At 65.0% G+C, this 12486-nt stretch carries 8 protein-coding genes; all 8 read left to right on the top strand.

Annotated features, from left to right (window positions below):
• Position 1: 1 nt before the first annotated feature.
• The 8 genes from ACQKPZ_RS13490 (at position 2) to ACQKPZ_RS13455 (ending at position 12425) form a co-directional block, all read left to right on the top strand.
• Positions 2 to 616 (top strand): malonate decarboxylase holo-ACP synthase, encoded by a 615-nt coding sequence (locus tag ACQKPZ_RS13490; RefSeq protein WP_427538727.1) that lies wholly within the window; start codon positions 2 to 4, stop codon positions 614 to 616.
• The gene (gene mdcH, locus ACQKPZ_RS13485) at positions 613 to 1533 is read left to right on the top strand and encodes a malonate decarboxylase subunit epsilon (RefSeq protein WP_427538724.1); all 921 of its coding nucleotides are present in this window, start codon (positions 613 to 615) and stop codon (positions 1531 to 1533) included. The genes ACQKPZ_RS13490 and mdcH overlap by 4 nt, the downstream gene beginning before the upstream one ends.
• A 231-nt stretch (positions 1534 to 1764) precedes the next feature.
• Positions 1765 to 2187, top strand: a complete 423-nt coding sequence (gene madL / locus ACQKPZ_RS13480; protein ID WP_427538721.1) for a malonate transporter subunit MadL — start codon at positions 1765 to 1767, stop codon at positions 2185 to 2187.
• A gap of 2 nt (positions 2188 to 2189) precedes the next feature.
• Positions 2190 to 2954 (top strand): malonate transporter subunit MadM, encoded by a 765-nt coding sequence (gene madM, locus ACQKPZ_RS13475; RefSeq protein WP_105947567.1) that lies wholly within the window; start codon positions 2190 to 2192, stop codon positions 2952 to 2954.
• A gap of 305 nt (positions 2955 to 3259) precedes the next feature.
• Positions 3260 to 9112: a manganese-oxidizing multicopper oxidase MnxG gene (gene mnxG, locus ACQKPZ_RS13470; protein ID WP_427538718.1), complete on the top strand. Its 5853-nt coding sequence runs from the start codon at positions 3260 to 3262 to the stop codon at positions 9110 to 9112.
• An 18-nt stretch (positions 9113 to 9130) separates the two neighbouring features.
• The gene (locus tag ACQKPZ_RS13465; protein ID WP_427538715.1) at positions 9131 to 11110 is read left to right on the top strand and encodes a cytochrome D1 domain-containing protein; all 1980 of its coding nucleotides are present in this window, start codon (positions 9131 to 9133) and stop codon (positions 11108 to 11110) included.
• Positions 11107 to 11763: an SCO family protein gene (locus tag ACQKPZ_RS13460; protein WP_391133543.1), complete on the top strand. Its 657-nt coding sequence runs from the start codon at positions 11107 to 11109 to the stop codon at positions 11761 to 11763. The genes ACQKPZ_RS13465 and ACQKPZ_RS13460 overlap by 4 nt, the downstream gene beginning before the upstream one ends.
• Positions 11760 to 12425 carry an SCO family protein gene (locus tag ACQKPZ_RS13455; RefSeq protein ID WP_427538712.1) on the top strand — a complete coding sequence of 222 codons (666 nt, stop codon included), beginning with the start codon at positions 11760 to 11762 and terminating at the stop codon, positions 12423 to 12425. The genes ACQKPZ_RS13460 and ACQKPZ_RS13455 overlap by 4 nt, the downstream gene beginning before the upstream one ends.
• Positions 12426 to 12486: the final 61 nt, after the last annotated feature.

Genomic DNA, 12486 nt, shown 5'->3' with positions numbered 1-12486 from the left:
GATGAACGCGCCAAGGCCGCACGACCTGCTGTGGGGGATGCCCGTGTCGGGCTTGCCCACGGGCGCGCCGCAGTGGGCGCAGGCGGTTGTGGCAAGCGGTCAGCCAGTGGTGGTGCGGCGTGCCGCTTGTGACGACGGCTGGGTGGCGGTAGGGCTGCGTGGTCAGGGCCGGGCCCAACGGTTGGGCGCGTTGATGCGCCTGGCTGATATCAAGCGTCAGCAAAGCCCCGAAGCACTGCGCGTGGCCGTACAAAGCCCATGGCCCGCGTTGCAGGCGCTGGCTTCGGTCACCCCGGTTTTGCAGGCCAGCGGCCTGGCCTGGGGGCCGACGGGTGGGGTGGGCTACCAACTTGCGACCGGCATTGAAGTGGTCCATGCCGACAGTGACCTTGACCTGGTATTGCGCGCACCACAACCGCTGGCCCGCGCCCAGGCGCGAGAGCTGCTGGATATCCTCGACTGCGCGCCGTGCCGTATCGATGTGCAACTGGAAACCCCGGCGGGTGCTGTTGCCCTGCGCGAGTGGGCCGGTTTTGCCCGCCGCGTACTGCTCAAATCGCCCCATGGTCCGCGGCTGGTCAGCGCCCCTTGGGCGGTGATGGAGGGCGCCGCATGAGCAGCCTGTTCGCCTTCCCCGGCCAGGGGGCCCAGCAGGCGGGCATGCTGCACTGCCTGCCTGAAGGTTGCGGGCAACTGCTGGAAGAGGCCAGTGATGTGCTCGGCCAACCGGCGCTGACGCTGGACAGCCAGCAAGCCTTGCAATCTACCCGCGCCGTGCAGCTGTGCCTGCTGCTGAGCGGCGTGGCCTGGGCGCGCTGGCTGATGCAGCGCAGCCCTGCACCGGATTATGTAGCGGGGCTATCAATTGGTGCTTATCCCGCTGCAGTAGTGGCAGGTGCGTTGGACTTTGCCGATGCCGTGCGCCTGGTCGCCCTGCGTGGCGAGTTGATGCAGCGTGCCTGGCCGCAAGGCTATGGCATGACCGCACTCAGCGGGCTGGACCTGGCCAGTGTCGAGCGTTTGCTGAGCGAGGCGGGTGGTGAGGTGTATGTCGCCAACCTCAACAGTGAAAACCAGATTGTCATTGCTGGTAGCGATGTGGCGATGGCTGCGGTCGCGGCCAGGGCACGCAGCCTGGGCCGAGGTGTAGCGCGGCGGCTGGCGGTCAGTGTGCCATCGCATTGCCGGTTACTCGATGGCCCGGCAGCGGAGTTGGCCAGTGCGTTCGCCACCGTCGAGCTGCAACGCCCCCGTATCACTTACCTCAGTGGCAGTAGCGCGCGGCCGATCTTCGACCTGCAGCGCCTGCGTGACGACCTGGCTGGCAACATGGCGCGGGTGGTGGATTGGCGTGCTACGTTGCGCAACGCCTTTGAGCGCGGCGTGCGCCTGCACCTGGAAATGCCGCCGGGCAGCGTGCTCAGCGGGCTGGCCCGGCCCGTGTTCGAGCAGGGCAGGGTGGTGGCAGTGGAAAGCACCCGTTGGGACACCCTGGATGCGCTGCTGCGCCAGGAGGTGGCCCAGACCCGATGAATGCAACTGCACCCGACTGGCAGGTTCAAGCGGTCATTGTAGGAGCGGCCTTGTGTCGCGAAAGGGCCGCGAAGCGGCCCCGGCAATCTTTGCGGCGAAGCTGAAATCCTGGGGCCGCTGCGCAGCCCTTTCGCGACACAAGGCCGCTCCTACAGGAATGTAGCGACGGCATGAGTGTGTGTTTAAAAGAACAACAACAAGCAACTTCGACACTACCTGAGGACAACAAAAATGATCATCTATGGTGTGGCACTGCTGGCGGTATGCACGCTTGCCGGCGTCATCGTCGGCGACTTCCTGGGCGTGCTGCTGGGCGTCAAATCCAATGTGGGCGGGGTTGGCATTGCCATGATCCTGCTGATCTGCGCACGGCTGTACATGCACCGCAACGGCGGCATGAGCAAGGAGTGCGAGTTTGGTGTGGGCTTCTGGGGCGCTATGTACATCCCGGTCGTGGTGGCCATGGCGGCCCAGCAAAACGTGGTCACCGCCCTGCACGGCGGGCCAGTAGCGCTGCTGGCGGCAGTAGGTGCGGTGCTGGTGTGCGGGGCGACCATCGCCCTGATCAGCCGCAGCCATCGCGGCGAGCCTTTGCCTGCGCTTGACCCCACCCCCGAAACCAGCACGCACGTTGCCCCGGCAGGAGGTCGTTGAACATGTGGCCGATCATTGACAATGCCCTGGAACACAACGGCCTGATCACTGCCTTTGCAGTGGTGGGCGCCATCATGTGGCTGTCGGTTGTGCTGTCGAAGTACCTCACGTTCGGCCGGGTGCACGGCTCGGCCATCGCCATCGTCATCGGCCTGGTGCTGGCCTGGGTAGGCGGCACCGTGACGGGCGGGCAGAAAGGCCTGGCCGACATGGCGCTGTTCTCCGGCATCGGTTTGATGGGTGGGGCCATGCTGCGGGACTTCGCCATCGTTGCCACCGCCTTTGAGGTGCAGGCCACCGAAGCGCGCAAAGCCGGCATGATTGGCGCGGTGGCGCTGTTGCTGGGCACGGTGTTGCCGTTCATTGTCGGCGCGGCGGTGGCCTATGCCTTCGGCTACCGCGATGCGGTGAGCATGACCACCATCGGCGCGGGCGCGGTGACGTACATCGTCGGGCCGGTGACCGGGGCGGCGCTGGGTGCCAGCTCGGATGTGATGGCCCTGTCGATTGCCACCGGGCTGATCAAGGCGATCCTGGTGATGGTGTTCACCCCGGTGTCGGCGCGCTTGCTGGCACTGGACAACCCGCGTTCGGCGATGGTGTTCGGTGGCTTGGCGGGGACGGTATCGGGCGTGACAGCAGGGCTGGCGGCGACGGATCGGCGGCTGGTGCCGTATGGCGCGTTGACGGCCACCTTCCATACCGGGTTGGGGTGCTTGATGGGGCCTTCGATCCTGTATTTCTGCGTACGGGGGTTGGTTGGCTAAAGGGAATCTGAAAGGACATTCCACCCTGTGGGAGCGGGCATGTCGAGGCGTCGAACCGCCGCGAAGCAGGCGACGCGGTGTATGGCACCGGCTTCGCCGGTGTTCGCGGCCACGGCCGCTCCCACATGGATCGCGTCACCTTCAAGTAAAGCAACCCGTTGCCCCCAAATCGGGGAAAAACGCCGGGTGATCCTCCCCAATCTGTTTCGGTTGCCTACGTAACCAGCTGAAAAACCAGAATATTTACTCCTGGCACACACCTTGCTCCACACCTTCGCAGAGTCCCTGTGTCCCGGAGGTGCAGCATGTCTACGCCACGCAAAGGCCCCCTTCTGTCATCACTCGTTCTGGCCCTGCTCGGCTGGGAAACGACCAGCGAGGCGGCCGTGCAGTGCCAGCGCACCCTGGTCGCCAACGTGGTGGCGCTGGACCAGCCACTGATGTTCAACCGCCTTGGCGCGCAAAACGCCAACGGCATGATGTTCGCCCTGCGTGAAGACGTGGTGGACGACAAGCAGGTCCCCCTCAGCAAGGGCGGCGCTGCGGTGCCGGGCAAGGTCACCTTGCGCCCTGACAAACGTCCACGGCCCATCGTGCTGCGCGTGGCAGCAGGTGACTGCCTGACCGTCAACCTGACCAACTTGCTCGCCTACCAGGCCAACCCCAACAAGCACGGCATCGACCACGAAGAGAACGAGGCCGAAGGCGAAGAGGAAGGGCCGGAGAACGAAGTCGAGAATGAAGGCGGTGAGGATTTCGTCGCCGATGAACAGGTGAACGACCGGCATGTCGGCTTCCAGGTGAACGGCATGCAGGCGGTCAACAGCATTGGCGACATCGCCGCGAACACCGGCCGCAACGGCAACTTCCTGGTGTCCCCGGGCAACACCCGCAGCTACACCTTGTACGCCGAGCGCGAAGGGGCCTTTGCGGCCACCAGCCAAGGCGCAACCTTTGGCGGCCAGGGTGGGGCGGGTAACGTTGCCAACGGCCTGTTCGGCCAGGTGGTGGTTGTCCCCAAAGGTGGGCGAACCTACCGCAACACCCTGACCGAAGAAGAAATGCGCCTGGCTACCACGGGCCGCACCGCCACCGGCCAACCGGTGATCGACTACCAGGCCCGCTACCCGCAGGCCGAACCGTGGGTTACCGAGGGCAAGGCCGGCAAGCCGATCATTGCCATGGTCGACGGCAATGAAATTCTCAACAGTGAAACCGACGCCATCGTCATGGGGCCGAACCCCGACGGCAGCTTCCCGCGTTCGACCTACCCGCTGGAAAGCGTCAACAAACGCAACCCGGCACTGCCCAACCGGCTGGAGGCGTTCCGCGATTTCGCCTCACAGTTTGCCGATGAAGTAGCCGCCACCCAGGCCTTCCCGGGTTACTGGGCAGACCCGGTGATGGGCCACGTGCTGGAGCCGACCCGCGATTCGTTCATGATCAACTACGGCTCTGGCGGCATGGGCGCTGAAGTGGTCGCCAACCGTCTGGGCGTGGGGCCGATGCATGACTGCCTGTCGTGCGCCTACGAGGAGTTCTTCCTCAGTGCCCATACCGTTGGCGATATAGGCACCCTCGTGGACGTGCCAGCCAACGTCGGCCTGGAGAACATTCGCCCAGGCGAAACCCCGCCAGCCAGCGCTGTTGGCGTCAAGGCCAACATGGCCCTGTACCCGGCAGAGCCCGCCAACGTGCACCACAGCTACATTGGCGACTTCACCAAGTTCCGCAACACCCACAATGGCCATGAGCAGCACATCTTCCACCTGCATGGTCACCAGTGGCTGTTCAACCCCAACGACGACAACTCCGACTATATCGACGCCCAAGGCATCGGCCCGGGTATCGGCTACACCTACGAAATCGCCAACGGCGGTTCGGGTAACCGCAACCGCGTGGCGGGCGATGCCATTTACCACTGCCACTTCTACCCGCACTTCGCCCAAGGCATGTGGGCCATGTGGCGGGTACATGACGTATTCGAGGAAGGCACCCGGCTGGAAGTGAGCGGGCAGGGCGCCAATGGCTTCCACAGCACGCCGTTCGCCCTGCGCAGCGGCAAGCCGGCCGTTGGCGCCCGGGCATTGCCTGATGGCGAGATTGTTGCCGGTACGCCGATCCCCGCCATTGTGCCGCTGCCTGGCAAGGCCATGGCGCCCATGCCGGGCAAGGTGGTAGTGGTACCCAAGCTGTCCGAAGAACTCGTTGCCGCCAATGACGATGATGACGAGGAAGAGGACGACGATCACGCCAACGAAGCCCCTGCGCGCAAGGCAGTCGGTTCGCTGGCGCTGGTGGACCGTACCGATGCCAACCGCAACGCCGATGGCACCTTGAAAAACCCAGGCTACCCGTTCTGGATCGGCGGCATGGAAAGCAGTGTGGGTAACCGCCCGCCAACCCCGCCACTGGACATGCTCGACCCGGCACTGGCCCAGCAGTTGAAAGCCAGCGGCAAGGCCTTGTGGGCCAACCTCGACCCCAACCAGGTCGATGGCTGGGATGGCGGCCTGGGCCGGCATGCGCTGGACGGTGTGTCTGCCGGCGGCGAAGCGGTGACCACCACCACCAAGCTGGACTTCTCCAAGGTGGTGCACAAGGCCAAACCCATCTACCTGCCTGAAGAAGGCACCGATGTCGAGCAGGCCGCCATGCAGTTCCATGCCAAGGCCGAGCACGCCAGCTACGCCCTGATCCCTGGCAGCCAGCCGGTGGCCAAGGCATTCCGTACCAACGGTGCGTTGCCCACTGCCGGCGCGCCATTCTACGAACCTTGCATGGACGACCGCGGCAAGCGCCTGACGCAAACCTCGGGGGTGGGCGAGTTCGTGAGCGGCGAGAGCCTTACCGGCATGAACTTCCGGGGTTCTTCTACCTTCACCGCCGACCGCCCGCGCATCTATAAAGGCGCCAACATCCAGTTTGACGCGGTGTACAACAAGGTCGGCTACCACTTCCCGCAGGCGCGCATTCTGGCGCTGTGGGAAGACGCCTGGCCGGTGATCACCAAGCAGCGCCCGCCAGAGCCGCTGGTGATGCGCATGAACACCTTCGATTGCACCATGTACACCCACACCAACCTGATCCCGTCGTACTACGAAATGGACGACTACCAGGTGCGTACCCCCACCGACGTGATCGGCCAGCACATTCACCTGCCCAAGTGGGACCTGACCGCCGCTGACGGCTCGGCCAACGGCTGGAACTACGAAGACGGCATTCTCTCGCCCGGCAGCGTGGTGGAGCGCGTGCATGCCATTCGTGCCTACAACGGCTGCACCGAAGGCGACAGCCGCGACGGCACCGCCGCCTGCCCGAAAGCCAAGCAGCACCCGTACTTCGGCCGCTTTGGCCGGGCGGACTGGCTGGGCGCACGCACGGCCATGCAGCGCTGGTTTGCCGACCCGCTGGTGAACGTGAACAACGTCGACCGTGGCCTGGGCACCATCTTTACCCACGACCACCTCGGCCCATCGACCCACCAGCAACTCGGGCTGTATGCCACCGTGCTGGCCGAACCTGCCGGCTCCACCTGGTACCATGCCGAAACCGGCGAACAACTGTACAACCCGGCTACACGCCAGGACGGCGGGCCGACTTCGTGGCAAGCGGTGATCAAGACTGGCGACCACGATGGCGATGGCAAGAACGACAGCTACCGTGAGTTCTTCCTGGAGTACAGCGACTTCCAGCATGCCTATGAAGCCGGTGTGTACGTGGGCGCAGGCCCGGACGGTGTGCCCAATGGCCAGTCCTACCCGGCAACGGCCGACAGCTTCCGCTACGCCATCAACCCGCCGGTACGGCAGAAGGCATCCAACCTGCTGGAATCGGTAGTCGAGTCGCGCGGTGGCCTGGCCCCTGGCTGCCCAAGCCGGCCTTGCCCGCAGGCGATCTCGGTGGATGACCCTGGCATGTTCGTCGTCAACTACCGCAACGAGCCGCTGGCCCTGCGCGTGTTCGACCCGAACAAGGTCGGCCCCGATGGCAAGCGCGGCATGCAGGCGGACGGCCTGGCCGGCGACCTCAGCTATGCCCTGCAAAGCCGCACCGACCGAGCGATCCCGGCCATGAACATGGCGCCGTCGGCGATCACCTCGGCCGTAGGCCCAACCGGCGGGACCACGCTGTTCCCGCCGCACATCAACAAGGCCGGCAGCGAGCCGGGCGACCCGTTCACGCCCATGCTGCGCACCTACTCTGGCGACAACGTGCGCCTGCGCCTGCATGCCGGTGGCCACGAAGAGGAACACAACGTCACCCTGCACGGTGTGAAGTGGCTGCAGAACGGCTCGGGCTTCGGCAACAGTTCGAACTCGGGCTGGAAGGCCTCGCAGATGATCGGTATTTCCGAGCAGATGGGCTTCATGGCACCGGTGTCGATGATTTCCAGTTCCGCCGCGACCAATGGTGATTACCTGTACTCCATGGACGCGGCGCTGGAAGGCTACTGGAACGGTATCTGGGGGGTGATGCGCAACTACACCGCACAACGCGCCGACCTGTTCCCGTTGCCGAACAACACCCAGCCGGTGGCCATGCGCAATACCGTGAACTTCGACGGTATCTGCCCGAAAACCACGGCCAACCCCAACGGCATCGGTACCCGCACCACGGTCAAGCGCAGCTACGAGATTGTCGCGGCGCTGGCCAACGACATCCTGGAGAACCGCAACGGTGTCAGCATCAACGACCCGGCCGGCGCGGGCCAGCATGTTGGCGGGCCACTGAAGGCCAATGGCGGCACCCTGGTGTTCAACAGCCGCAAGACCAGCATCCCGCAGGTCACGGTGGTGGACGAAGAAGACGGCACCACCTTCACCGTGGGCGGCCACAGCGCGCCACTGCATGACCCGACCGCTGTGTTGTATGTGCGCAAGGCCGACCTGGACACCACCACTGGCAAGCTCAAGGCCGGTGTACCGGTGGAGCCGCTGGTGCTGCGCGCCAACGCCGGGGACTGCATCAGCATCACCCTGGAAAACCGCCTGCCACAGGTCATGCCGGACCTGCCAAGTACTGCAGTGATGCAGAACGTGGTCAAGCGTGACCGCTTCGACAGCGAAGGTTCCACCGCCTTCAACAACAACCTGATGCGCCCGTCCAGCCATGTGGGCCTGCATGCCCAGTTGCTGGCCTACGACATCACCAAGTCCGACGGAGCCAACGTGGGCGCCAACCCGGTGCAAACCGTGCCACCCCGGGTGGGCAACAGCGGTGCCTACCCAAGCCGGGTGTACCAGTACTACGCCGGTCACCTGGAGCGTGAGGGCAAACCGGTGCTGCAACTGGGCCGCACGGTGGACAACATCAACACCACTGCCATCGAGTTCGGTGGCCTGAACCTGGCGCCGTCGGACTTCATCAAGCAGCCGCAGAAAGGCCTGGTGGGTGCCATGAGCATCCTGCCGCAAACCGCGACCTGGACCGAGGACACCGCCAGCCGGGCCCAGGCCACGGTCAAGGTCACCGGCCAGCCCGACTACCGCGACCTGGTCACGGTGTGGCAGCGCTCGATGAACATGCGCTGGGCTGATGGGCGCCCGGTCGAAGGCATCGCCACCGAAGGCAACGGCGTGCCAGGGGACCCGAAAGACAACGGCAACATGGCCATGAACTACAAGACCGAACCGCTGTGGCTGCGCTTTGGCCTGGCGCCGGACGCACCCTTTGGCCATGCCGATGGCTTCGGCTTTGCCGATGTGCCGAACGCACACATGGCGTACAGCAACGCCCTGGTCGGCGGCGACCCGCAAACCCCGGTGCTGTATGCCAAGCCCGGCCAGCCAGTGCGCAGCCATGTGCTGATGCCCAGCGGTGGCAGCCGCGGCATCACCTACCAGCTGGACGGGCACTTGTGGCCGCTGCACAACTACCAGGCCGAGAAGAGCGACGCGGATGGCTACCCGATGAGCCTGCCTGGCGTTGGTTCGGTGCGCTTCGGCTACAACCCGATGGCCATGTACATCGGGGCCCAGGAAAGCGTGCTGCCAGCGGCGCACTTCAGCTTCATGCTGCCAAGTGCCGGCGGTGCCAACGCGGTGGCAGGTGACTACCTGTTCCGCGACTACGCCGCCTACGGCAACCTTTCGGGGCTGTGGGGGATTCTGCGGGTGACCAACGAAGCGCCGCCGGCAACGGCCCCGGCGCAGTGATAGAAGGGGAGCGCGAGCATGAACAAAAAGACTCGCCCTGCTTACTTGGGGGTAGTGCTGGGAGTGGCGCTGATCGGCCTGGGCGTGGCGTATGAAAAGCTCTGGTGCGACCCGCGTGAGCTGTTGCAGGAAGAAACGGCCGATGTGCAGGCCCCGCACCGGCTCAGCCGCGACGGAGTGACCGTGGAGTTCGAGGCCCGGCCGCTGGCCGGGGGCGAGCTGAAAGAAGGCGGTTTTGCCAACATCCGCTTCAAGCTCAGCGACCAGACCAGTGGCCAGCCGCTGTCGGGCATGGCGCCGGGGGCATGGATCGACCCGGCGCAGTCGGCCCCGGTGGGCGACCGCGACCAAAGCTGCAAGGCGCGGGTGGCGCTGTTTCTCAAGAGCAGCATCGGCGCCCGGCCCCTGCTCGACCTGAACAGCTACTTCCTGTTGATGCTGAACAACGACGCCAGCCTGACAGTGATCGACCCGACGGTCTCGGTGGGGGGCGTGACCAGCACCATGGCCCGCATCGACCTGCCGGGGCGGCCCATGGACTGGGTGGCCACCAGCGACGACAAGCAGGTGTTCGTGTCGATCCCCGAGCGCGGCAAGGTGGCGGTAATCGATACCGAAACCTTCACCCGCGTGGCCGACCTGGACGCCGGCGACCAGCCGCTGCGGGTGGCCTTGCAACCGGACCAGCACCGGCTGTGGGTGGGTAACAACAGCAGTGACCCGGCCAAGGGTGGGGTGACGGTGATCGATGTGCCAGGGCGCACCACCCTGAAAAGCTTCAACACCGGCACCGGGCACCACGAAATAGCCTTCAGCGCCGACTCGCGTTTTGCCTTCGTCAGCAACCGCGACAGCGGCACCCTCAGCGTCATCGACATCCCGGAAATGCGCCTGGCCAAGACCCTTCAGGTTGGCCCACACCCGCTGTCGGTCAGCTACTCGGCGTTGTCCCAGGCCGTGTATGTGGTCGATGGTGAGGAAGGCAGCGTGCGGGTGTTCGACGCCCGCAGCCACCAACTGCGCCATACGGTCAAGGCCGAACAGGGCCTGGGGCCGATGCGCTTCAGCAGTGATGGCCGCTACGGCATCGTGCTCAACACCCTTGAGAGCCAGGCCCTGGTCATCGACGCCAGTACCGACAAACTGATCCATCAGATTCCGGTAGCGGCCGAACCGTACCAGCTGACCTTCACCAAGGGTTATGCCTATGTGCGTGGCTTGGCTTCCCCGAAAGTGACCATGATCAACCTGTCCAGCCTGGGCGAGGGCCGCTCACCCATCGTGCAGGGTTTTGAAGCCGGCCCGGCCGCACCGCGCCAGGCCGGTGACCTGCCGCTGGCGCAGGGGTTGTCGGTGTCGCGCGATGACAACTCGGTGTTCGTGGTCAACCCGGTGGACAACACCACCTACTTCTACGCCGAGGGCATGAACGCGCCGATGTCCGGCTACAACAACCGTGGGCACCAGGCCCGTGCCGTCATCGTCGTCGACCGCAGCCTGCGCGAAGTAGCGCCCGGGGTGTACGGCTCGACGGTGAAGCTGCCCGCCGCCGGCAAGTTCGACGTGGCTTTCCTGCTCAACCAGCCGCAGATCATCCACTGCTTCAGCACCGATGTGGCCGAGTCACCCAATGCCGGCAAGCGCAAGGGCGCGCATGCCGAGTTCATCGGGCTTGACCAGCCGATGCCCCAGCACGGCGCCATTACCGCACGGGTACGCATCGTCGGCGACGACGGTCAGCCTCGGTTGGGCCTTAACGATTTGAGCCTGCGTTACTTTTTGGCGCCGTCGTCGATGCCGCGCAACCTGCAACTGCAAGAAGTGGGCGAGGGTGTCTATCAGGCAGCCCTGACACTGCCTGAAGCGGGCGCCTGGTACCTGCATGTGCAGTCGCCCTCGCTGGGGCGCAAGTTTGCCGAAGAGAACTACACCAGCCTGCGTGTCCTGCCGGCCGCAGCGACCAACGCTTCCCAGACTGACGTGAGGAATGTGCGATGAACACCAGGCATGCTTTCACACTGTTGGCCCTGAGCCTGGCACTGGCCAGCAACCTGGCCCACGCCCACGCCGGTCACGATCACAAAGGCCACGCCGAGCAGCCCCCGGCGGCAAGCCAGGAAAAGACCAGCGTGCGTTTTGCCGACGTTTCGCTGCTGAACCAGGACGGCATGCCGGTGCGGCTGGAGCCAGACCTGGTAGGTGACCATTTGGTGGTCATGGGTTTCATCTACACCAGTTGCACCACGGTGTGCCCGGTGGTGTCGTCGATCATGGGCAAGGTCCAGCAACAGCTGGGTGGCCGGGTAGGCGAGGAAATCCACATGGTGTCGATCAGCGTCGACCCGCAGCGTGACGACGCCAAGCGCCTTCAGGCATACGCCAAAGCCTTCCAGAAGGGGCCGGGCTGGAGCTGGCTGACCGGCACCCCGTACGCCATCACCGAAACCCTCAAGGGCCTTGGCAGCTTCAGCGCCGACCTCAGCCAGCATCCGCCGCTGATCCTGGTGGGCGACGGGCGCAGCGGGCACTGGACACGCTACTACGGCTTCACCGACCCGGCGGTACTGATCGAAGAAATCAACCGCCTCAGCGCCCGACGGGTGCATGCCAAGAGCACGGCCATTGCCGACCACCATGAGGTGCAACCATGAGCACTGTAACTTCCCGCCGCGCCGGCATGCGCTCTTTCGACTGGCTGGTACTGGGCGGCTGCCTGTGGATTCTCGCCTCGGTGGCGTTCGCCCACGAAGGCCATGCACCGCAAGCGCCAGCGCCGCAGCCGGCACCGCAGGCGATGACCAGTGGCGGCGGCACCCGCGACGCCCAGGCCTGGTTCACCGACACCGTACTGAAGGACCAGAACGGCCGCGAACTGCGCTTCTACAGCGACGTGCTCAAAGACAAGGTGGTGATGCTCAACGTGATCTTCACCCACTGCACCGACGCCTGCCCGCTGATTACCCGCAAGCTGCGCGAAGTGCGCGAGGCCATGGGGCCGCAGCTGGCCAGCCAGGTGACGTTCGTGTCGATCAGCAGCGACCCGCTTAACGATACCCCGCAGGCGCTCAAGGCATTTGCACAGAAGCAAGGGGTGGATGGGCCGAACTGGCTGTTCCTGACCGGTGACAAGGCCAACGTCGACCTGGTGCTCGGCCGGATCGGCCAGTTCCTGCCCAGCCCTGAGCAGCACTCCACGCAGCTCATTGCCGGTGATGTGGCTGGCAAGCGCTGGAGCAAGATCCGCCCCGATGCGCCAGCAGTGGCCATTGCCCAGCGCATGCAGTTGCTGACCCAGCCTTTGGCTGGCCGGTGAGTATCATGAGCAGTACTTCACCACTGCCGACACCAATCCCTGTAGGAGCGGCCTTGTGTCG

This window comes from Pseudomonas sp. NPDC089547 (assembly GCF_050280665.1).
Taxonomy (GTDB): domain Bacteria; phylum Pseudomonadota; class Gammaproteobacteria; order Pseudomonadales; family Pseudomonadaceae; genus Aquipseudomonas.
Note: the sequence above shows the minus strand (reverse complement) of the source record. Positions and strands in the feature narration are given on the sequence as shown.

Excerpts from the sequence above, each read along its gene's own strand:
- ACQKPZ_RS13490 (WP_427538727.1), top strand. The coding sequence starts at position 2 with ATGAACGCGCCAAGGCCGCACGACCTGCTGTGGGGGATGCCCGTGTCG.
- mdcH (WP_427538724.1), top strand. The coding sequence starts at position 613 with ATGAGCAGCCTGTTCGCCTTCCCCGGCCAGGGGGCCCAGCAGGCGGGC.
- madL (WP_427538721.1), top strand. The coding sequence starts at position 1,765 with ATGATCATCTATGGTGTGGCACTGCTGGCGGTATGCACGCTTGCCGGC.
- madM (WP_105947567.1), top strand. The coding sequence starts at position 2,190 with ATGTGGCCGATCATTGACAATGCCCTGGAACACAACGGCCTGATCACT.
- mnxG (WP_427538718.1), top strand. The coding sequence starts at position 3,260 with ATGTCTACGCCACGCAAAGGCCCCCTTCTGTCATCACTCGTTCTGGCC.
- ACQKPZ_RS13465 (WP_427538715.1), top strand. The coding sequence starts at position 9,131 with ATGAACAAAAAGACTCGCCCTGCTTACTTGGGGGTAGTGCTGGGAGTG.
- ACQKPZ_RS13460 (WP_391133543.1), top strand. The coding sequence starts at position 11,107 with ATGAACACCAGGCATGCTTTCACACTGTTGGCCCTGAGCCTGGCACTG.
- ACQKPZ_RS13455 (WP_427538712.1), top strand. The coding sequence starts at position 11,760 with ATGAGCACTGTAACTTCCCGCCGCGCCGGCATGCGCTCTTTCGACTGG.